The sequence below is a fragment of the Chitinophaga ginsengisegetis genome (genome assembly GCF_900168065.1).
GTDB lineage: Bacteria > Bacteroidota > Bacteroidia > Chitinophagales > Chitinophagaceae > Chitinophaga > Chitinophaga ginsengisegetis.
The window spans coordinates 457,659-478,340 of sequence record NZ_FUZZ01000005.1 but is presented as its reverse complement, the minus strand read 5'-3'; the positions used below and the strand labels follow the sequence as shown (position 1 = coordinate 478,340).

At 45.0% G+C, this 20,682-nt stretch carries 19 protein-coding genes and 1 tRNA gene; 13 read left to right on the top strand and 7 right to left on the bottom strand.

Going from position 1 to position 20,682, the window contains the following annotated elements:
• The first annotated feature begins 251 nt into the window (after positions 1-251).
• The 4 genes from B5Z18_RS28105 (at position 252) to B5Z18_RS28090 (ending at position 3,672) form a co-directional block, all read left to right on the top strand.
• Entirely contained in the window at positions 252-1,034 is a 783-nt protein-coding gene (locus B5Z18_RS28105; RefSeq protein ID WP_079472876.1) for an NIPSNAP family protein, read from the top strand.
• Between the two features lie 60 nt (positions 1,035-1,094).
• On the top strand, positions 1,095-1,973 hold the full coding sequence (locus B5Z18_RS28100; protein ID WP_079472875.1) for a helix-turn-helix domain-containing protein: 879 nt from the start codon (positions 1,095-1,097) through the stop codon (positions 1,971-1,973).
• A gap of 64 nt (positions 1,974-2,037) precedes the next feature.
• Positions 2,038-2,595: a DapH/DapD/GlmU-related protein gene (locus B5Z18_RS28095; protein WP_079472874.1), complete on the top strand. Its 558-nt coding sequence runs from the start codon at positions 2,038-2,040 to the stop codon at positions 2,593-2,595.
• A gap of 18 nt (positions 2,596-2,613) precedes the next feature.
• The gene (locus tag B5Z18_RS28090) at positions 2,614-3,672 is read left to right on the top strand and encodes an alpha/beta hydrolase (protein WP_079472873.1); all 1,059 of its coding nucleotides are present in this window, start codon (positions 2,614-2,616) and stop codon (positions 3,670-3,672) included.
• Between the two features lie 13 nt (positions 3,673-3,685).
• Here the strand turns inward: B5Z18_RS28090 and B5Z18_RS28085 are convergent, their stop codons facing one another.
• Complete coding sequence (locus B5Z18_RS28085) at positions 3,686-3,946, bottom strand: hypothetical protein (protein ID WP_079472872.1); 261 nt, start codon at positions 3,944-3,946, stop codon at positions 3,686-3,688.
• A 499-nt stretch (positions 3,947-4,445) separates the two neighbouring features.
• Here B5Z18_RS28085 and B5Z18_RS28080 point away from each other — a divergent pair, with 499 nt between their 5' ends.
• Positions 4,446-5,444 (top strand): terpene synthase family protein, encoded by a 999-nt coding sequence (locus tag B5Z18_RS28080; RefSeq protein ID WP_079472871.1) that lies wholly within the window; start codon positions 4,446-4,448, stop codon positions 5,442-5,444.
• 107 nt (positions 5,445-5,551) lie between these two features.
• Positions 5,552-6,568, top strand: a complete 1,017-nt coding sequence (locus B5Z18_RS28075; RefSeq protein ID WP_079472870.1) for a terpene synthase family protein — start codon at positions 5,552-5,554, stop codon at positions 6,566-6,568.
• Between the two features lie 312 nt (positions 6,569-6,880).
• Here the strand turns inward: B5Z18_RS28075 and B5Z18_RS28070 are convergent, their stop codons facing one another.
• The 4 genes from B5Z18_RS28070 to B5Z18_RS28055 form a co-directional block, all read right to left on the bottom strand.
• Positions 6,881-8,065 carry a DJ-1/PfpI family protein gene (locus B5Z18_RS28070; RefSeq protein ID WP_235016044.1) on the bottom strand — a complete coding sequence of 395 codons (1,185 nt, stop codon included), beginning with the start codon at positions 8,063-8,065 and terminating at the stop codon, positions 6,881-6,883.
• Entirely contained in the window at positions 8,055-8,987 is a 933-nt protein-coding gene (locus B5Z18_RS28065; RefSeq protein ID WP_079472868.1) for a GlxA family transcriptional regulator, read from the bottom strand. Before B5Z18_RS28065 ends, B5Z18_RS28070 begins: the two co-directional genes overlap by 11 nt.
• A 358-nt stretch (positions 8,988-9,345) precedes the next feature.
• Positions 9,346-10,059 carry a DUF3667 domain-containing protein gene (locus B5Z18_RS28060; protein WP_079472867.1) on the bottom strand — a complete coding sequence of 238 codons (714 nt, stop codon included), beginning with the start codon at positions 10,057-10,059 and terminating at the stop codon, positions 9,346-9,348.
• 9 nt (positions 10,060-10,068) lie between these two features.
• Positions 10,069-10,311, bottom strand: a complete 243-nt coding sequence (locus B5Z18_RS28055; RefSeq protein ID WP_143313727.1) for a hypothetical protein — start codon at positions 10,309-10,311, stop codon at positions 10,069-10,071.
• Between the two features lie 61 nt (positions 10,312-10,372).
• Here B5Z18_RS28055 and B5Z18_RS32965 point away from each other — a divergent pair, with 61 nt between their 5' ends.
• Positions 10,373-10,522 (top strand): LuxR C-terminal-related transcriptional regulator, encoded by a 150-nt coding sequence (locus B5Z18_RS32965; RefSeq protein ID WP_143313740.1) that lies wholly within the window; start codon positions 10,373-10,375, stop codon positions 10,520-10,522.
• A 142-nt stretch (positions 10,523-10,664) separates the two neighbouring features.
• Here B5Z18_RS32965 and B5Z18_RS28050 read toward each other — a convergent pair.
• A tRNA-Lys gene (locus B5Z18_RS28050) sits at positions 10,665-10,737 on the bottom strand.
• A 191-nt stretch (positions 10,738-10,928) separates the two neighbouring features.
• On the opposite strand from B5Z18_RS28050, the gene B5Z18_RS28045 reads away from it, so the two are divergent.
• The 4 genes from B5Z18_RS28045 to B5Z18_RS28030 all read left to right on the top strand — a co-directional run bounded on the left by B5Z18_RS28045 (position 10,929) and on the right by B5Z18_RS28030 (position 16,527).
• The gene (locus tag B5Z18_RS28045) at positions 10,929-11,741 is read left to right on the top strand and encodes an SDR family oxidoreductase (RefSeq protein ID WP_079472865.1); all 813 of its coding nucleotides are present in this window, start codon (positions 10,929-10,931) and stop codon (positions 11,739-11,741) included.
• 247 nt (positions 11,742-11,988) lie between these two features.
• Positions 11,989-12,816, top strand: a complete 828-nt coding sequence (locus tag B5Z18_RS28040; protein ID WP_079472864.1) for an SAM hydrolase/SAM-dependent halogenase family protein — start codon at positions 11,989-11,991, stop codon at positions 12,814-12,816.
• Positions 12,813-13,106, top strand: coding sequence for a putative quinol monooxygenase (locus B5Z18_RS28035; RefSeq protein WP_079472863.1), 294 nt, complete (start codon positions 12,813-12,815; stop codon positions 13,104-13,106). Before B5Z18_RS28040 ends, B5Z18_RS28035 begins: the two co-directional genes overlap by 4 nt.
• Before the next feature lie 184 nt (positions 13,107-13,290).
• On the top strand, positions 13,291-16,527 hold the full coding sequence (locus tag B5Z18_RS28030) for a glycosyltransferase family 117 protein (RefSeq protein ID WP_079472862.1): 3,237 nt from the start codon (positions 13,291-13,293) through the stop codon (positions 16,525-16,527).
• Between the two features lie 213 nt (positions 16,528-16,740).
• On the opposite strand, the gene B5Z18_RS28025 is transcribed toward B5Z18_RS28030, so the two are convergent.
• A complete protein-coding gene (locus B5Z18_RS28025; protein WP_079472861.1) occupies positions 16,741-17,586 on the bottom strand; it encodes a sugar phosphate isomerase/epimerase family protein in 846 nt (281 codons plus the stop codon).
• Between the two features lie 165 nt (positions 17,587-17,751).
• Here B5Z18_RS28025 and B5Z18_RS28020 point away from each other — a divergent pair, with 165 nt between their 5' ends.
• Together B5Z18_RS28020 and B5Z18_RS28015 are read left to right on the top strand one after the other, a co-directional pair.
• On the top strand, positions 17,752-18,846 hold the full coding sequence (locus B5Z18_RS28020; RefSeq protein WP_079472860.1) for a vWA domain-containing protein: 1,095 nt from the start codon (positions 17,752-17,754) through the stop codon (positions 18,844-18,846).
• Between the two features lie 81 nt (positions 18,847-18,927).
• Positions 18,928-20,433 (top strand): sigma 54-interacting transcriptional regulator, encoded by a 1,506-nt coding sequence (locus B5Z18_RS28015; protein ID WP_079473121.1) that lies wholly within the window; start codon positions 18,928-18,930, stop codon positions 20,431-20,433.
• Positions 20,434-20,682 lie beyond the last annotated feature (249 nt).

Here is a 20,682-nt window from a genome sequence, read left to right as displayed (position 1 = left end):
GACGATACAAAAATAGATAATCCGGCAGGCTCAGAATATACCTGAATAATAGGATGCCGATATACCTGTTTCCGGGTAGATACTATTGCTTCCCTCTTTTCCAAATAAGATAATGCCCGGTTTGAAAAATATTATTCTTTTCAGTAACTTCTGTTGCTAACTTTCCTTAACTTGAATTCCGTGATTGAGGGAATACCGGCGATGACAGAAGGATTATCACACAAACTAATTTATACTTTAAAACAACCAATATGCAACGCAGGAAATTCCTCCAATCTTCGCTTGCGGTTACCGCAGGTATAGCAGCAAATCTCAGTCCTGCCATAGCGGGTGATAAATATGCAATACAAAAAGAAGTATACGAATGGCGTGAGTATGAAATGCGCTTTGGTGCCGACAAGGAGCAACTGGAAAATTATTTCAGGACAGCGCTTATTCCTGCATTGAATAAGTACGGCGTAAAAACAGTTGGCGTTTTCAAGGAGTGGAGGCCATCGGAACCGGCTAAGTTTTATTTATTAACACCTTATGCTTCCCTGGATAACTACCTGTCGGTAAATATAAAAGTAAAAGCAGATGCTGAGTATATTAAAAACAGTGCCTTATATAACAGCATTCCCGTTGATAAATCCATATACAACCGCTTTACCTCTTCTTTGATGATTGCTTTTGATGGTTTCCCTGCAATGGCTGTACCCTCAGGTGAATCCCGGATATTTGAATTAAGAACCTATGAGGGCTATAGTGAAGATGCTGTAAGAAGAAAAATTAAAATGTTCAATGACGGCGAATTCCCCATTTTTACCAGGGCGAAACTGAACCCCGTATTCTTTGGTGAAGTAATTGCCGGCGACAAGCTGCCTCGTCTCACTTATATGCTCACGTGCAACAACATGGAAGAACGCGACAAAGGATGGTCGGCTTTTGTAGCTGATCCTGAATGGAAAAAATTATTAGCGGATCCCCAGTATGCAAATACCATTTCGAAAATCAGTAACACCTTCCTGGTTCCGACATCATATTCGCAGGTATAGCGGCGGGGACATAGTGGCATTTTCCCTGTAAAGTTGAGTTGATTTTCTTAACTTTAAATCATGAAAAAGAGCCAGGCCCGTTCCGTTTCCGAATTCAACAATGAGCTTAAACTAAAAGGCTTTAACGTCTTTAAGATTGAAGAGGACGGCCAGGCCACGCGCTTTTATAGCCGGAAAGATTTTTACAAGATATGCCTGACCACGGGCAAAAGTATTATCCATTATGCAAACCGGAGCTTTGAGGCCGAGGGTACGGTATTGTTCTTTGGCAACCCTCATATCCCGTACTCCTGGGAAACACTATCGACCACCTACGTCGGCTACACTTGCCTTTTTTCGGAGGAATTTCTCAATGTTTCTGAACGTGCAGATATCTTACAGCAGTCGCCTTTCTTCAAAATAGGTGGTACACCTATTTTAAAGATCACCGACCAGCAAAGGATTTTTCTGAATAGTATTTTTCAGAAGATGATCGAGGAACAGCAAAGCAGTTATACCTTTAAGGATGACCTGATTCGTAATTATATTAACCTTATCCTGCACGAAGCCATGAAGTTGCAGCCTTCTGAGAACTTTGATCAACAGAAGAATGCAGCTAACCGGATCGCCGCGGTTTTCCTTGAATTACTGGAAAGACAATTTCCCATCGAAAACCCGGACAAACCACTACAATTGAAAACGGCACAGGATTATGCACGAAGTCTGTCCCTCCATACCAACTACCTCAATCGTATGGTAAAAGCGGTGACTGGCAAGCCCACCACCGCCCATATTGCCGAGCGGATTATCGGCGAAGCCAAAGCTCTGTTACAGCATACAGACTGGAATATTGCGGATATTGCCTATGCCCTCGGCTTCGAGTACCCCAGTTACTTCAACAATTACTTCAAGCGGATGACCGGCACCAACCCATCGTCACTTCGGACCCTGGAAGTTTGAAATCCTTAATCATTGGTTTGATTGTCATAAACAGCAAAGGGGTGGGCTATCCTACCTTTGCATTATGAAAGATATTTTCGAAAGACTGAAGGCTGGAGAACCCGTTGGGCTGGATGACGCCGAATTTTTCAAGGTGGATGAAGTAGTCAGCCGCACGCTGGCCCTATCACCAGCACTCAATGCGGCAACCAGCGTAGATGAGATAAGAGCAAAGCTCAGCGGGATTATTGGCACTATACTCGACGAGAGTACTACGGTGTTTGCGCCCTTTTACACCAATTTTGGCCGTTTTATTAAAATCGGCAAACATGTATTTATCAATCATGCCTGTTCCTTCCTGGATATGGGCGGCATTACCCTGGAAGATCATGTACTGATTGGTCCTAAAGTGAATCTCATTACAGAGAATCATCCGCTTAACCCGGTAGACCGGCGGGGAATGCTGTGCAAACCTATTCTGGTAAAACGGAATGCCTGGATTGGTGCGGGTGCCACCATTCTACCCGGTGTGACCATCGGCGAAAATGCAGTGGTGGCGGCTGGTGCAGTCGTCAGCAGAAATGTTCCGGACAATACGGTGGTTGGCGGGATTCCGGCAAAGGTCATCCGGACAATTTTTTAATAAGAAGATACCATAAACATGAAAAAGATAGCAAGTATTGCAGCCTGGTTCCTGCTGGCGCTGGGACAGGCATATGCCCAACAATCACAAACTAACGATATGAAACAAATATCCCCGGAGACGTATACCACCTTCAAGGTGAGCGATAACATTACGCTGTACGCGGTTACTTTCAAAAACCAATACAAAATGGATGTCGCAGGTCATCTTTTTATTCCTAAAAACCTGGATCAGTATAAGAAAAATCCTGCAATTATTATCGGACACCCGATGGGCGCCGTAAAAGAACAAAGCGCGGATGTTTACGCCGCCAATATGGCCGGCAGGGGCTTCATCACATTGGCTATTGACCTCTCTTTCTGGGGCGAAAGTGAAGGCCAACCCCGCAACGCTGTTTCTCCTGATATCTATGCAGAAGATTTCAGTGCAGCAGTTGACTTCCTGGGCACCCGTCCATTTGTTGACAGCAGCAGGATCGGTGTAATCGGCGTTTGTGGCAGCGGAAGCTTTGTAATCAGCGCTGCGAAAATTGACCCACGCATGAAAGCCATTGCAACGGTAAGTATGTACGATATGGGAGCTGCCAACCGCAATGCACTGCATCACTCGCTGACGCCTGAACAACGGAAACAAATTATAGCCGAAGCCGCCCGGCAGCGTTATGTGGAATTTACTGGTGGTGAAACTAAATACACAAGTGGGAGCGTTCATAAACTGGATCAAAACACCGATCCTGTACAACGGGAGTTCTATGAATTTTACCGTACACCACGTGGCGAATATACCCCCAAAGGCAGCTCACCCCTGCTTACTACACACCCGACATTGAGCAGCAATGTTAAATTCATGAATTTCTATCCGTTCAATGATATTGAAACAATTTCTCCCCGGCCCATGCTTTTTATTACAGGCGATCAGGCCCATTCAAAAGAATTCAGCGAAGATGCTTATAAACGTGCAGCCGAACCCAAAGAATTGTATTACGTTAAAGGCGCAGGACACGTTGATCTATACGATAAGACGGAGTTAATACCTTTCGATAAGCTGGAGGGATTTTTTAAAGAGTATTTGAAATAAGAATTAACAACTTCTATAGTTTTACAAAAATCCTACCCGGCGCGCCAACCTCCACTATCTCTATTGTTTCACAATTAAAGCCAATTATGCCATCCTCATAATCTTCAATTTGAAAATTTATACTCTCCATGCCATCCTCTGAAGCATCAAGAATATCAAAGCCTAAAATTTGTTGCAATCCATTGGCAGCAAAATCGATCCTAAAATTCGAAACATTATCAAAACTCAGCATCACCTCAAACACCAGCCAGATCAGGCCAACCAACTCCATCATCTCTCAATTGGCAATAAGCAGCCATTGTTAGATTATGGATAGAAGAGGAATGCGTATGCGCGCAGGCTTAGCAGGATATTCCGGAGTCAACAGATGCAACCTTTCTCATAATCACATTGAAAAATTTTTACATTAGACATCTGTTTTGTGTTAAATAAAAACAGCTTATTTTAAATAAATTATTTAAATTAGTATAGCAACGCTAAATACATAAACCCTCAAAATTACAACTTATGAAAATTTTGTTCCCCTCCGGAATCGGAAAGTAAAACCCCTTTAGTTCCAACAACCATTACTACGCCCCTATAGGATACTTTAAGGGGATAAAATTAAAGATTGAGCTGCATTCGTAGAGATATATGCTCTATTAAAGAATGTGTGCTTAAATTTCTAATACATCTTTTATAGGTCATAACTGGCATCGCTTCTCTGTGTCCAGCCTCGCCCCTATTTTACAGGATCAATATTACGCTTATGTAAAATTAAAAAACAATAATCCATGAACCCACTTGAACTACTTAATACCCAATTTAAGTATCCCTTCCCAACATTAAAGAATCCTAATGCAGATCAGCTGCAGGAAATTACAGAAAATCAATGGATTGACGGAGAATACCTATGGCTTTATGAAAATAATCCTGATCTGCGGAAAAAGTACAAAAAAACTAAAACTGCACATATTGCTGCCCAATGGTTTCCCACGGCACCGGTAGAACGTTTCAAACCCATCTGCAGACTAATGCTCTGGACATTATATAATGATGATCTTTATGAGGAAAGTGAACCCAATGACATTGAAAATGTACGTACCCAATCTATTGCCATACTGAATGGGGAAATAAGCAATGCAGAGGCAACAATACCTTTGGGAGCTATGCTTACCTCATTAAGGCAGGAACTGTTACAGTTCATCCCACAGGAATCGATTTCCCGTTTTACTAAGATGATCAGCAGGTATTTTCTCGGACTGGAAGCCGAACTAAGGTATAAACAAAATAAAATGTTCCCAACAATAGCGGAATGTATTACCTTAAGAGAAGATTCCATCTGCCTGTACCCTTTCCTTCAGCTCACAGAAATAGAAACCGGAATTATTCTGCCTCCTGAAATCCATGAGCATCCTGTAATTCGCCGCCTGCAGGCATTAGCGTGTCATCTGGTGACTTTTTTCAATGAAGTGCAATCCGTCATGAAAGACGAAGCTACAGGAAGTATTTATTATAATATCGTGAAGGTAATCCAGAACGAACGCCAGATCTCATTGGAAGAGGCTTACCTGGAAGACCTGCGGCTTCATAATGAGGATCTCAGGGAATTTATAACATTGCAAGCTTCACTCCCCGATTTCGGAATCTGGCACGAAGCTGTGGTCAACTGGGTACATTATATGAGCATGGTACTGAGCGGCTGGAAAAATATATCCACTAAGCTCGACCGTTACAATGCTATGGAATTTCCAGGGGCGAAAGAACTAAAAGAAAAACTAAATCCAACATAATATTATCAATGAACAGGCTTTTCCAATTTACTTATCGCAGTGACTTGGTAAACGACTTATTGAACATGAACACGAACTTCTCATCATTTTAAACTAAAAGTCATATTATGAACAAGCAATTTAGTGTGCCCAAGCCAATATATCCCTGGGAAACCCTTCAAAGCCCCTTTGCTGGGGCCTTCTATGAAGAAGAAAACAATTGGTATGACCAGGACTATCAATTCTTATCAAAAGAGGCGATGGCAAGGTACAGAAAGATGCGGTTAGTCGATGTAGGTCCCTATATGGTACCTGCTGCTACCGAAAAGGACAGGGTTCTCCATGCAACACGTTTTGCCATTTATATGACTGTAACTGATGATTATGCAGAACTTTTACCAATAAAGGAAATAGCCGCTTTCAGAGACCGGATTTTTGATGTAATGATGGGGGACGATCCCCGACCGGAGGAAAAGGGAATATTTCGTCAAATGCAAATAAACAGAAAAGAGTGGATTGCGCTTGGCATGCCAGACTTCTGGCTTGAGCGGATAGCTAAGAATTATAAATATCGTTTTGTTACTGATGGAATTATGGAAGAATCGCCATACAAAATCAGTAAAGGCATTCCTCCTATTCCTCTCTTTCATTTAATCCGCGCCAATTCCATAGGAATGATTCCATTTGTTGATTTGATTTGTCCCTCAACTGGTTTTGCTTTACCTGATGAAATCTATAAACATACCGTTATCCAGCGTATTATTATGCTGCAATCAATCATTGTTGCGCTTCAGAACGATTTTGCAACTATCGGCAAAGAGCTTGCAATAGAATCAGAAATTTTCAATATCATCAAATTACTACAGCATCATAATAAAATACCTTTTGATGAAGCCTGCAAGGAAGGAATGAGGATTCATGATGAGCTTGTAAATGAATTTGTAACATTATCAAATCATCTGCCGGATTTCAGTCCATACCAAAAAGAGACAGAGGAATTTATTTATTACATAAAACAAATGATCAGTGGCTTAAATAATTGGTATTATAAAAGCGGAACGAAACGGTATGAACCTGGTGGATTTGCGGTGCCACCCAATGGAAAGGGTGAGACAATAGACAGAGTAGAAATTAAGTATTTCTAGAGCTGGCAGAAGCTTACAATGCTACTATCTTAAAATCAAAAAATTATGGAACGGAAATTAAACATGTCCAGTCTTAAGGGGTGGAACTGCAAGACTGAATGAAACAGCCTGTGTAATATACGCTATGGACAAGGCTTTTCGAGGAAAATAAAATGGGACAAGTCTATCAACTTTAGACTTGTCCCATCCAGTGAACCTTATGGTACAAAACTCGAACCTTTTTATGTTTGATTTGCGAAAATTAGCTGAAATATGCTGACTTACAACAAAACCAGTTTCCCAACAGTGTCTACCTTTTTAGGGACAGCATATTTAGTGGTAATCGAGTAGCAGCTTTACCACCTCGGTGTATTTTGGGCCATATTGTAGCTGGATCCGGTTCAGGCAAGCGTCAATTATATACTGGGGCAGTTGTCGATCATATCTAACTATTACTGAAGAATCGACTAAGGATTTAATTCTTGACGGAAGCTTGTCTGGTTGCAAAACGTGAAGTTCGTCCGGATAAAATTCATGCAGTTTGGAGGTAGGTAACAAGGTGAGTCCGTATCCTGTGATAATGCTGCTATCTGTCAACGTTACGCTTTCCAGCGATTTGGGGAAGGTCCGGTTATACGTGTCAAGCACTGCAGCTAACTCCAGCTCATTTGCACCATTCTCCAATAACACACCGATCTGCCTGTTTTTTCCAAACAGCACTTTTTTGCCGATGGACATTTTATCACTGAAACCAACTGGAATACTTTTATGTGCAGTTTGTTCCGGAGAAGATTTATAATGAATCAACTTACTCACCCGCAACATCGTTTGGCGCCCAAAAAGTGTATCAATGACGGCAAGCGCCCCGTCTGTGGCATTGGAAACGCCCGCTGTGCTGTACAGGTTACCGCTACAGGTTACACGAAGATTGTTAACCCATAATGGTTTGCTGTATTGTTTCCGCATATCGGCATAATCAGATGCATGGGCAGTAAGCAACTTGCCGTCGTAAATACCAGTTGCGGCTGCCGTCAATGCACCGTCACAAACAGAAAGTATAACCGTGGAATCATGATAATGTTTTTTAATCCAATCGACAATCATTGGATTTTGGTGGCGGGCATCCATCGCAGACAAGTTAGGAATAACGATCACGTCGGCATTGATGCCAGCAGAGTCGAATTCTTCGAAGGAAAAATGTGGCAACAGGAAAAGCCCCTTTCGCATGATAACAGGCGCTTTTTTCCCGGCGACCACATACACATTTGTCTTTTCGGTAGCGCTGAACAAATAATACGGTGCCATCAGGTCAAAAATCTCAGTACCGTCATTATCTGCGATAATCATCACTGTCTTTTTAGCAGAATCAAAGTACGGACGTTGGTTGGGGAAGGTGGCTGTGCCATTAAATGTTTTCCATCGCGTAAACTCCCGGACAGGAGCGCAAGCATAAAAAAGCCAGATCATTGTAATACCTATAACCAGGAGGACGCTGTAGGTCAGTTTGTTATTTCTCATTCTTGTTATACCTTTTTAGTATTCTTTGTAATTGCCGGGCGGATTTGAATCCGCATTCTGAAGCTATTTTAGTGATCGTATATTCGGGATTATTACGCAGTAATCCTGCTTTTTCTACCCTAAGACGGGTAATGTATTCATTGATCGTTATGCCCGTAGCTTCTTTAAAAATCCTTGTCAGATTTCTTGTACTGCTATTAAAAAGATCTGACAGCGTCTCTATCGTCACAGACTGATCCAGATGAGTAATTACATAGTCCTGTAACTCGTGAATTTTAGGATTGATGTGGTTCCTGTAATCCAGGTAGATGTTTTGTTGACTATGTTTGCCTCCCCTGCGATAATATATTACCAGCCCCCTGGCAACCTGGTTCGCAAATAATGGACCTTGCCATTCTTCCAGAATAGATAATGCCATATCGATCCCGGAGCTGATACCTGCGCTGGTATAAATATTCCCGCTCTTTACAAACAGTACATTGGCAAGTACACGGGCAGTGGGGAACATGCTTTGCAGGAGGTCCGTACTTCTCCAGTGGGTAGTACATTCCCGGTTGTCCAGCAGTCCCGCGCTACCCAAGATGAAGGCGGCATTACATACTGAACAGATATTGACTTTCCTGGCTGCACAATCACTCAACCAACTTAAGAAGTTGATTGCAATACCGGGGCGTCCTTTCAGGCCTTCAAAATAGAATCCAGGAATAAAAAGGAAATCGTTTTCGTGCAATACCGCTTTCCGGTAACTTCTGATTTTCCCTAAAGGCAACCCCACAGCGCTGGTAGCTTGCTGATCAATAGCATAGAATTTTATATCAACGTCAATTCCCTGTTGGATTGCTTCCCAAAACACTTGAGTAGGCCCCGCCAGGTCCAGCAGCTCCACAAGGGGAGGTATGATAAAGGCAATTTTTCTTGGCATCTTGGCAAAAGTAGTCCTTATTACATTTTTCAGAAAGGACAAAGACGCGTCATATCCAGCCACTTCAAACAAAGCTTTATCATGAGTGAAACAAAAACAATGTTAGAAGCGGGCCTATCTTTATTTATCTTTTCACAACTTCACCACTAAAAACAAAAAAGCCTTATAGAATCAGATTCTACAAGGCTTTAATTACATAAGAGTATCTCTTTTTACACTTGGTGGTGAACCTTTCGGTACAAACCCCAACCATTTATAAAACTAAGTAAACAAGAACAGCGCAATCACACTTTGGTAGACTAACAAATAGACCAAAACAACAAAGCCCGCGATCCTGGCCGGGATGACTGCGCAATACTTAATCATTGAACCGATCTATTATCCAGGCCAACAATTCTACTGCCATCCAGAACGATCCCATGCCTAATATATAACCCACCAGTGACAAAACATATCCCTTTATCTTCTTCCCACCCAATATCTGACCAATGGCCCACATACTGTATAACAGCGATACCACTTCCGATGTCAGCTTCATATTTTTCCCGCTGATTCCCTGCACCAGTGCAAACAACGTATATATCAACATCCCCGTACCAATCACGAAACATAACATGATTAGTACCTCATAATAATTGTACGCACTTTTGCGCATAAACAATTTCAACCAGGCGCCGATAAAAAGGCCCATGATGATATTGGCATAGCCGTAATGCCCTTCTATCCATGTGGTGAGGGCTGCAAAGGTTTCGTACCGTATGGACTCGCTTACGTAATGGTCATTCTCGATATGAAAAAAATGGGTAATCAGCGTATACAGCAGCGAACATATGACAAGGAAAATTACCGGTTTCACCAGTCGGCTCCTGTCTTCTGTAAGGAACCTCCTGATATTTACTCCGGGGCGTATCAACAGCTCTTTGATCGTATACAATATTCCCTTCTCAAAATGCAGCACGTGCTGCACCTCATGAATGATATAATGGCTATCCACTCGCTTCAATGCTATCGGATTGCCGCAGTGTCCGCAAAACTTATCAGCAACAGCCGCATTACATGACTTGCAATTCATAGTAAAAAACTATTTAGCGGAAGCAGCTGCACGGGATTGCAGCTCTTTTTTAATAGCTTTCAGCTGTTGAAATAAAGGGAAAAAGACCAGCGACAATGAAAACATCGGGGCGATATACACCACCTTCTTTTCTTTAATCATCAGAACACATACGATCATTATCATACACAGTACCAGGAATCCTGCCAGCATTCCCTGAATACGGCTTTTTCTTTTCAGTAGATCATTAGTGTCAGTACTTGATAGGTTCATAATCTGGATTTCCGCCAAAAATCCCGACTTTTTTCTTGTAAAACCCTACACTTGAGTGTAAATTCATGACGATTTTAATGCTTATGTTGCGGAAAAGATATTTGTAGTGCCGGATACGGTGAAATATTATCGACGGAAGATATTTGAGCGGTTAGAAGTGGGGAGTATTGCGGATGCGTTGGCGCAGGCGGTGAATAATAGGATGATGTAATGGGGTTTTTCATACATTAGTAAAAGCTGATTAACCTGTATAAAGTACGGGAAAGAGATCGGGGTTATACAAAAGAAACTCGACTAAACGCTCAACTAAAAAACAAAACCCCGCGCATAGCGCGAGGTTTCTAAAACTTCTGTGATCCCCTTGGGACTCGAACCCAAGACCCATACATTAAAAGTGTATTGCTCTACCAACTGAGCTAGGAGATCCTTTGCTGTTAAGCGGTTGCAAAAATAGGAATATTTTTATTTCCGCCAAACTTTTATTCAAAAATATTCCCAAACCCACTCCCACAAAGTATTATAACACCTCATGCCCAAAAATAGTTCATTACATTTCTGTAAATGCCTTGTAATAATTTGATGTTACTCACCTATTTTTGTGGGGCTAAATTATACCCATGAAAACGTACTTTCAGAATAAAACGGTTGTCATCACCGGCGGATCGTCAGGAATTGGTAAAGCCCTTGTAACAGAATTACTGGCACATGGCGCTAATGTGGCTGTTTGCGGCAGAAAGCAGGCTGCCCTCACTGACCTGCAACAGGAAGTCAATAACACCCGGCTGTTTACTTTCGTTGCGGATGTCAGTATAGAGGCCGAATGCAAAGCCTTTATTGAAAGTACCATCAGTAAGTTCGGAAAAATAGATATCCTGATCAATAATGCGGGCATTTCCATGCGCGCCCTGTTCCGTGACCTGGATGTAAGCGTATTGAAATCGCTGATGGATATCAATTTCTGGGGAACTGTATACTGTACCAAATTTGCATATCCTTCTATTCAGGCTAACAAAGGAACCATTGTAGGGGTATCTTCCATTGCCGGGTACAGGGGCTTACCGGCGCGTACCGGCTACTCTGCCTCCAAGTTCGCCATGCAGGGTTTCCTGGAAGCGCTGCGCACCGAAAATTTACATACAGGCGTTAACGTGATGTGGGTATGTCCCGGATTCACGGCGTCGAATATACGTAATACCGCTCTCAATCCACAGGGACAGGCACAGAGCGAAACTCCGCTGGATGAAGGTAAGCTGATGAGCGCAGAAGCAGTGGCAGCAGCTATTGCCACCGCCATCGCCAAACGAAAACGTACGCTGGTACTCACCGGCCAGGGCAAGCTTACCGTGCTGTTAAGTAAACTCCTCCCCGGCTTCCTCGACAAAATGGTTTACAATCACTTTAAAAAAGAACCCGGTTCTCCTCTTCAGTAAGTAACCAATCTTTTCACTGTAGCCGTTAACGTTAGTGCAAAAAATTCCGCTGAAAATACGATCGCCTCGGCTTTTTTGTCTTTATTTGCACTAAGTTTATTTCACTTAACCCCCAATGGCATCTTTTTTGGAAGGAAAGCGCACTTTTAATTTGCCATTCCGGATAAATGAAAAACGGATAGACGAGTGAGGACGGGAATTGATTTGTGGGTTTTGAACACTGGGATTTGGATTTAGATTTTCGGGCATGTCCATTATAACTTTAACATCAGACATAGGAATGCAGGATTACCTGGTAGGTGCCATTAAAGGGCAGCTCTGGCAATACTGCCCGGAATGTCATGTTACGGACGTCACACACCATATCAGCCCTTTTAATTTACCACAGGCTACTTATATCTGCAAAAGCGCCTTTGCCTATTTCCCGCTGGGAACCTTCCACTTTGTACTGATCAATTTATTCGATAAACGACCGGATCACGTACTGGTAGCTGAACACAACGGGCAATACATTGGCTGCGCCGACAATGGCCTGCTCACCATGATTGCCGGAGGTATGCCGGAGAAGGTCATTAAACTGCCCCTTCCGCCGGATGCACCCAGGAACACATTTACCATTATCCAGCTCATGGCCTCTGCCGCCCGGGAACTAAGCCGCGGCAAAGCCCTCGGTGAACTGGGCCCGCTCACCCAGCAGATCCACGTAAAACACAACCTGCAGCCACTTGTAGGCGACGACTTTATAGAAGGACAGATCATTCATATCGACAGCTTCGAAAACGTAGTAGTAAATATTACCCGCCAACAGTTCGATATGCAATGTAAAAACCGGAAGTTCCGCATCTTCTTCCGCCGCGATGAAGTCATCAGCCAGATCAGCGAAACCTATGCAGACGTTCCGGAAGGCACCAAACTCGCCCTCTTCAACGCCGCCGGTTACCTGGAAATAGCCATCAATAAAGGAAATGCAGCCGGCCTGTTCGGCCTGCAGGGCTTCCGCCGCGACCAGCTCACACAGCCGGCCGGATACCAGCAACTGTCATACTACCAAACTGTCAGAATAATTTTTCAATGATTAACCGTATCGTTAAAATGGAATTTGACCCGGAAAAAGTAAACACCTTCCGGGAACTCTTTGCCAAACAACAGGAACTCATCCGGAATTTCCCCGGATGCCTCCACCTGGAACTATGGGAACATGCCGCCTCCGGAAACACCTGGTTCACCTTCAGCCAATGGGAATCTGAAACCGCACTCGAAAAGTACCGCCAGTCCCCCCTCTTCCGGGAAACATGGGCCGCCACCAAAGCGCTTTTCAATGCGAAACCCGCCGCATGGACCGTCCAAACAGCCGCGAGCCTGTAACCTTCAGCACTTAATCATTGAATTATAATGCTTTTTTAATCTCCCGGAAAACTCCCATCCGGCGCCCGGATGCTGCTAGCCAAAGGCTAACAGCTAAAAAGATATTTACAAAAAGTTAAAACTGTTCGCCAGATTAGCATAATTTGCTGTTTTTTATATTTTTGTCGGACCTTAAAACAACCTTATGAATTTTAAAAGGACCAACAACATGGTCGGCTGGGTCATCTGCATCATTGCCTGCTTTGTTTACATTAAAACGATGGAAGCTACAGGCAGCTTGTGGGACTGCGGCGAGTTTATTTCAAGTGCTTACAAAGTACAGATTCCCCATCCGCCCGGAGCGCCATTGTTCGTGTTGCTTGGAAGATTGTTTAGTATGTTCCTGAAACCATCTCAGGCCGCCCTGGGCGTAAATACCATGACAGCCCTGGCCAGTGGTTTCACCATCCTGTTCCTGTTCTGGACCATTACCCACTTCGCACGCAGACTCATGGTGAAAGCCGGTGAAGAGATCTCCCGTGAAAAAATGATCGCTATCATGGGCGCAGGCGCCGTAGGTGCCCTGGCCTACACCTTCTCCGACTCATTCTGGTTTTCCGCCGTGGAAGGTGAAGTATATGGTATGTCCTCTTTCTTTACCGCCATCGTTTTCTGGGCCATCCTGAAATGGGAACATGAAGCCGATGAACCCTATGCAGACCGCTGGATCGTCCTCATCGGATACCTCCTCGGCCTCTCTATCGGCGTCCATCTGCTCAACCTCCTCACCATCCCCGCTATGGTAATGGTGTACTACTTCAGACGCTTTAAGGTAACCGGCTGGGGAACCTTCTGGGCCTTCGTTATCGGTTGCGGCATCACCGGCCTCGTACAGAAATATCTCATCCAGGATACCGTTAAGGCATCCGGATATATGGACGTATTCTTCGTAAATAGCCTCGGAATGGGATACTTCTCCGGATTTATCTTCTATTTCGTACTCATCATAGCCCTGCTGGTTATCGGCTACCGTAAACCAAAATTCGGTATCTACGCTCCCTTCATCGTTATCGCTACCATCATCCTGGTACCTGCATTTAACGAGGCAAGCGGCGCCACCATCGCCTTCAAATTCTTACTGGCTGGTTTCTTTATAGCCATCCCATACCTGCTGAAAACCGTAGGCGTGAAAATGGATGTATCCAAAACAGCACACTTCAGCCGGCTGACGATCTCCTTCGTCCTGTTCATGCTGGTAGGCTACTCTACTTATATTACCACAATGGTACGCTCTACTGCCAATCCTTCAGTAGATATGTACAACGTAGATAACCCCATCTCCCTGGTAGGTTACCTCGGTCGTGAACAATACGGCGACTTCCCGCTGGTATACGGCCAGGTGTTCACTGCCCGCCCAACCGGGTATAAAGAAGGCGGCAACATCTACGCACGCGGCGCGAAAAAATATGAAATCGCCGGCAAGAAAATGGAACCGGAATACGATCCGGCTGATATGATGCTCTTCCCACGCGTTTGGGACGCCAGCAACGATCAGGGCCACGCCGATTACTACCGCACCTGGCTGGGCCTCCAGCAAGGCGAAAAACCAGGCTTTATCGATAACATGAAATTCTTCTTCCAATACCAGGTGAACTTCATGTATGCCCGCTATTTCCTCTGGAACTTCGCCGGTAAACAAAACGATACACAAGGCTACGGTAACGTACGTGACGGTAACTGGATCTCAGGTATTCCGTTCATCGATAACTTCTTATATGGCGACCAGTCCATGATACCAGACAGTCTGAAAGATAACAAGGCACACAACACCCTGTTCTTCCTGCCATTCATTCTCGGTGTCATCGGGTTCTTCTACCAATATAATAATCACCGTAAAGATACCCTCATCGTATCCCTCCTGTTCTTCTTTACAGGTTTCGCGATCGTCATCTACCTCAACCAGGCAGGTAACCAGCCGCGTGAACGTGACTACGCCTACGTAGGCTCCTTCTACGCATTTGCTATCTGGATCGGTTTGGGCGTACTGTCGGTATACAGCTTCCTGAAAAAGAGGATCAAAAGCGCTGTTACCCCCGTACTGGCTACTGCTATCTGCCTGCTCGCCGTACCGGTACTGATGGCCTTCCAGGAATGGGACGACCACGACCGCTCTACCAAATACGTAGCCAGGGACGTGGCCAAAGATTATCTGGAGTCCTGCCAGAAAAATGCTATCCTGTTCACCGTTGGAGATAACGATACTTACCCTCTCTGGTACGCACAGGAAGTGGAAGGCATCCGCCCGGATATCAGGGTGATCAACCTCAGCCTCCTCGGGGTGGACTGGTACATCGATCAGATGCGCAGAGCCGTAAACGAAAGCCCTGCTATTCCAATGACCTGGTCTGCCGATAAATATAAAGGTGAAAACCGCAACTATATCCGCTTCTTCGATCCGGGAAATATTCCTGCCGACAAATACTTTAACCTGAAAGAAATCATGAACTTCATGGGAAGCGATGATGTAAACAGTAAAGTAACCACGCAGGATGGCGGCGCAGAAAACTTCCTGCCTACCCGTCAGCTGTTTATCCCGGTAGACAAGCAGGCGATCCTCGCCAATGGAGTGGTAGCGGCGAAAGACAGTGCGAAGATCTTAGCTTCCATGCCTTTCAAAATCACCAAAAACTACCTGCTGAAAAATGACCTCGCAGTATATGATATCATCGCTGCCAACGACTGGAAACGGCCTATCTATTTTACCAGCCCTACCGATCTTGGCCTGAATGAATACATGCAAACCGATGGTCTTACCTACCACCTGGTGCCTTTGCCAAAAGCTACATCTACTGATCCGCTGGGCATGGACATCAATGCGAACGTAGGTGTGATGTACGATAACCTGATGCACAAATTTGAATTCGGTGGCGCTCAAACACGCGGTACCTACTTCGATGAGCCAAACAGGAAAATGATCATGTACCTCCGTCAGGCATTTACCAAACTGTCGGTAGCCATGACACAGGAAGGCGCCTCTAAAGACAGCGCCCTCAACGTGCTCCGCTACATGGACAAAAACATCATGGAAACCAACTTCCCGTATGCACTCACCACACCTGGTAACATGCACAACTATACTTCTATCCAAACCATCTATGCCTATTACATGGCCGGCGATGCGAAAAGGGCAGAAGAACTGTCGAACCAGGTGATCAAGGACTGTGAACAGCAGCTGCGCTACTACAGCTCCCTGCCGCCAAACAGGATGACCAACGACTTACAACGCGATGGTCAGAATGCACAACAGTTCATTACCTGGTTAAACCAGATGAAAGGTGAATTTGGTCCTAACGGCACAAGAAAAAATAAAGACGGCGCTGTACAGGTGAATACCGGCGATTCCAATGCAGTACCGCAAGGCGCTGCGGATTCCGCAAAGTAACCGTCAACATACCCGATATAAAAAGGAAAGCCCATACCGGTTGGTATGGGCTTTCCTTTTTATAATAAAGGGAATTATGCTGCGCTTAAACTCTTAACCGGGTTAACCAGCGCTGCCTGGGTCATGTCCGGTATGGGACATCCACAAAAAAATCCGAAGATCCCGGCCAGGCCGTTATCTTCGGATCCCTCATCCAACAAGGATGATATGCTATTACAGGTTACTTACAATAGTTCTCCAGAAAGCAGCGCTGGCCTTCACTTCAGGAACATTGTAATCCCAGTGGTATTCGTATTCTGCAGAAAACAAACCTTTGAACTTCTGATTTTTCAGTGTTTCCAGCACTTTCGGCATCTGGCAAACACCATTACCCCAAACTACGTCGTGGGAATCACGAGATTTGTCGTTCAGATCCTTGAAATGCAGGCTTACAATATGACCATCCAGTTTTTTGATACATTCTACCGGATCCAGTCCTGAGCGTACCCAGTGACCAATATCCGCACAGGCGCCCATTAATTTGCTTCTGCCTTTGATCGCTTCCAGCACCGTTTCAGGGCTCCAGTAACGGCTTGGTTTCGGGTGATCATGTATCGCCAGCTTAATCTGGTATTGATCACACAGGGAAGAAATCAGGTCCAGGTCTTCCGGCTTAGGCTCAGAAGTAATGCTCTGGATGCCCATCCTGTTGGCAAAATCAAACAACATACGCCATTCAGCAGCCGATTCAGGTACTACCACGCCAAAAGCCTGCAGCACTTTGTGCTTCTTCTTAAACAGCGCTTTTACCTCTTCCTGTTTGGAAGGCGGCATATGGTAATCAAATTTACCTTCAATACCACCACCAATCACCTGGCCGGGATATGCTTCCACGTACTGGATACCGCAGCTGTCCATTTTATCCAGCGCTTCCGCCAAGGTAAAATGATTGAATGTCCACGCCTGCGCTCCCAGCTTCCATCCCAATGCATCTGCCCTGCTCTGGGCAGCTGCCGATTTTGCAAATAATGCAACCGCCAGGCCACCTGCCAGCATCAATGCATTTCTCAGTTTTTTCATATAGCTATTTTTTTGATGATTGAAAGTAGTTGCTTTCAATCTAAAATGCAAGTTTTAGGAGAAGAAAATCACGGTAGATTACTTCCGCCGGAGGCGATCCCCTCCCCGGAGGTTGCACTTTCTCCGCGAAAAGTGGTAAATTTAATTCAGAAGATGAGCTAAGCTATGAGAGGAATACAATTTACCAGGTTCAACCCGGACGAAAACAAAAAACCACCTTTCCAGAAACTACTGGACCTTTTCACCCAACTCCTCACCTACACCAGCGGAGACGTGTCAGAAGCCCTGCAATGGCTCACCGAGCTGGACAACGAATATAATCTCACCAGCCAGGAATACGGTATCGGCGATTTTATTCAGGAGTTGAAAGATAAAGGATACATCCGTGAAAACGAGGAAAGCGGCGCCATAGAAATTACTTCCAAAGGAGAACAAACCATCCGTAAAAACGCATTGGAAGAAATCTTCGGTAAACTGAAAAAATCAGCTACCGGCAATCATAATGTCCGCAAATCCGGCATGGGCGATGAACTCAATGCCGAAACCCGCCCCTTTGAATTTGGCGATGGCGTAGATCAGCTGGACATTACCGCCTCCATCCGTAACGCGCAGATCAATCACGGTATAGACAGTTTCTCCATCAGCCAGGACGACCTGGAAGTAAAAGAAACCGACTTCAAAACACAAACGTCTACCGCCCTGATGATCGATATCTCCCATTCCATGATCCTTTACGGGGAAGACAGGATCACGCCTGCAAAAAAAGTGGCAATGGCGCTGGCAGAACTGATCACCACGCGGTATCCGAAGGATACCCTCGACATCATTGTGTTTGGAAATGACGCCTGGCAGATAGAAATCAAAGACCTTCCCTATCTGCAGGTTGGCCCCTTCCATACCAATACCGTAGCAGGACTGGAACTGGCGATGGATCTGCTCCGCCGCAGGCGCAATCCGAACAAACAGATCTTTATGATCACAGATGGAAAGCCCACCTGCCTGAAAATTGGATCACAGTATTATAAAAACAGCTTTGGCCTCGACAGGAAAATACTCAACCGTACCCTCAACCTGGCCGCCCAATGCAAAAAACTGAAAATACCTATCACCACTTTCATGGTGGCTACAGATCCGTGGCTCCAGAAGTTCGTAACAGAATTTACCGAAACCAACAGCGGTAAAGCCTTCTTTTCCGGCACCGATAAACTGGGACAGTTTCTTTTCCGCGATTTCGAAAGCGGTAAAAGAAAGTTTTATTAATAGTAAACAGCAGCATAGTGAAAAACGGATCTCCGCATCCGCCAGAAACTACTGCCAATTTGTAATGCGTAATTATCAATGATGAACACAAACATAAAAACACTAGGCGAACTCAAAAAAAGCGGCTATAAACCAGTTTCCGTAAAAGAAGAGATCAGGCGTAACCTGATCAAAAAACTAAAAGAAAAAGAAAGCACTTTCCCTGGCATCATCGGCTATGAAGATACCGTGATCCCCGATACAGAAAGAGCCCTGCTCTCAAGACATAATATCCTCTTCCTCGGGTTACGTGGTCAGGCGAAAACACGCATGGCCCGCCAGATGACCGACCTGCTGGATGAATATATTCCCGTAGTGGAAGGATCTGAAGTAAATGATGATCCCTTTCACCCGCTCTCCCGCTACGCGAAAGACCTGATCGCCGAAAAAGGCGACCAGACACCCATCACGTGGCTCCACAGCAGCGCACGGTATGGCGAAAAACTCGCCACTCCGGACGTTTCCGTAGCCGACCTCGTGGGCGATATCGATCCTATCAAAGCCGCCAACCTGAAACTCAGCTACGCAGATGAAAGAGTGATCCACTTCGGTATCATTCCACGGTCAAACCGCGGCATCTTTGTGATCAACGAACTCCCCGACCTCCAGGCACGCATACAGGTATCCCTGTTTAACATCCTCCAGGAAGGCGATATACAGATCAGGGGCTTCAAAGTGAGAATGCCGCTGGATATACTGTTTATCTTCACGGCTAACCCGGAAGACTATACGAACCGCGGTTCTATTGTAACACCGCTGAAAGACAGGATCGAAAGCCAGATCATTACCCACTACCCGAAAACAATAGAAAACTCCCTGCTCATCACAGAACAGGAAGCCGATATCCACGAAGAGCAACAGGCCAAAGTACAAATCGCCGATATGGTGAAACGCCTTATCGAACAGGTGTCCTTTGAAGCCCGCTCCAGTGAATACGTTGATAAGAAAAGCGGTGTATCTGCCCGCTTAACCATCGCCGCCTACGAAAACGCGGTGAGCGCCGGCGAACGACGCGCCATCATCAACAAGGAAAAGGAAACACAGGTACGCATCGCCGATCTGCAGGCCATCATTCCTGCCATCACCGGGAAAATAGAACTGGTATACGAAGGCGAACAGGAAGGCCCGCTCCAGGTAGCCCATAACCTGCTCGACAAAGCCATCCGCACGCTCTTTGCCATCTACTTCCCCAACCCGGACTCCTTTAAGAAAAAGAAAGCCGGCGCACCCGCTGAAAACCCCTACCGTAGCGTGATTCAGTGGTTCGATAAAGGTAACTCCGTTCAACTCCTGCAGGATATCAGCGACAAACAATACGATGCTACCCTCAGTAAAGTAGAAGGTCTGAAAGATCTCATCAAAGCCCGCTTCCCGAAAGCCAACAGCAAAGAAGCCCTGCTGCTCATGGAGTTCGTGCTGCATGGCCTCTCGTCCTACTCGCTCATCAGCAAAAAAGTAGTGGAAAACGAAACACGCTTCAGCGATCTGCTGGGCACTATGATGAACTTCAGTCTTGGTGGGGAAAGCGAAGAACCGGAGGAGGAATAGCATCAATGCTCTTGTTTAATATCGGCGTAATCATTCAGTGATTACGCCGATACTATTTTAAAATAATATTTAAATAGCAAGATGGATACCTTGCTCCCAAAAGCTCCCATCTAAAATATTCCAGTTCCCAAAGAAAAAAATAAAATCAGCGTAATCCATGTAATCAGTTCAATCCTGCTCCAAGACAATTTTCATCGCCGGAGGCGATCCCCACCGCTCATAAAATCCGCACAAATAAATCCGCTTTTT

What these genes read in the sequence shown, in the direction of transcription:
- B5Z18_RS28065 (WP_079472868.1), bottom strand. Translation starts at nt 8,987, where the DNA reads ATGCCAAGAAAAATTGCCTTTATCATACCTCCCCTTGTGGAGCTGCTG.
- B5Z18_RS28090 (WP_079472873.1), top strand. Translation starts at nt 2,614, where the DNA reads ATGAAAAAGATAGCAAGTATTGCAGCCTGGTTCCTGCTGGCGCTGGGA.
- B5Z18_RS28020 (WP_079472860.1), top strand. Translation starts at nt 17,752, where the DNA reads ATGAGAGGAATACAATTTACCAGGTTCAACCCGGACGAAAACAAAAAA.
- B5Z18_RS28070 (WP_235016044.1), bottom strand. Translation starts at nt 8,065, where the DNA reads ATGAGAAATAACAAACTGACCTACAGCGTCCTCCTGGTTATAGGTATT.
- B5Z18_RS28035 (WP_079472863.1), top strand. Translation starts at nt 12,813, where the DNA reads ATGATTAACCGTATCGTTAAAATGGAATTTGACCCGGAAAAAGTAAAC.
- B5Z18_RS28100 (WP_079472875.1), top strand. Translation starts at nt 1,095, where the DNA reads ATGAAAAAGAGCCAGGCCCGTTCCGTTTCCGAATTCAACAATGAGCTT.
- B5Z18_RS28040 (WP_079472864.1), top strand. Translation starts at nt 11,989, where the DNA reads ATGTCCATTATAACTTTAACATCAGACATAGGAATGCAGGATTACCTG.
- B5Z18_RS28060 (WP_079472867.1), bottom strand. Translation starts at nt 10,059, where the DNA reads ATGAATTGCAAGTCATGTAATGCGGCTGTTGCTGATAAGTTTTGCGGA.
- B5Z18_RS28095 (WP_079472874.1), top strand. Translation starts at nt 2,038, where the DNA reads ATGAAAGATATTTTCGAAAGACTGAAGGCTGGAGAACCCGTTGGGCTG.
- B5Z18_RS28015 (WP_079473121.1), top strand. Translation starts at nt 18,928, where the DNA reads ATGAACACAAACATAAAAACACTAGGCGAACTCAAAAAAAGCGGCTAT.
- B5Z18_RS28085 (WP_079472872.1), bottom strand. Translation starts at nt 3,946, where the DNA reads ATGATGGAGTTGGTTGGCCTGATCTGGCTGGTGTTTGAGGTGATGCTG.
- B5Z18_RS28080 (WP_079472871.1), top strand. Translation starts at nt 4,446, where the DNA reads ATGAACCCACTTGAACTACTTAATACCCAATTTAAGTATCCCTTCCCA.
- B5Z18_RS28045 (WP_079472865.1), top strand. Translation starts at nt 10,929, where the DNA reads ATGAAAACGTACTTTCAGAATAAAACGGTTGTCATCACCGGCGGATCG.
- B5Z18_RS28105 (WP_079472876.1), top strand. Translation starts at nt 252, where the DNA reads ATGCAACGCAGGAAATTCCTCCAATCTTCGCTTGCGGTTACCGCAGGT.
- B5Z18_RS28030 (WP_079472862.1), top strand. Translation starts at nt 13,291, where the DNA reads ATGAATTTTAAAAGGACCAACAACATGGTCGGCTGGGTCATCTGCATC.
- B5Z18_RS28055 (WP_143313727.1), bottom strand. Translation starts at nt 10,311, where the DNA reads ATGAACCTATCAAGTACTGACACTAATGATCTACTGAAAAGAAAAAGC.
- B5Z18_RS28025 (WP_079472861.1), bottom strand. Translation starts at nt 17,586, where the DNA reads ATGAAAAAACTGAGAAATGCATTGATGCTGGCAGGTGGCCTGGCGGTT.
- B5Z18_RS28075 (WP_079472870.1), top strand. Translation starts at nt 5,552, where the DNA reads ATGAACAAGCAATTTAGTGTGCCCAAGCCAATATATCCCTGGGAAACC.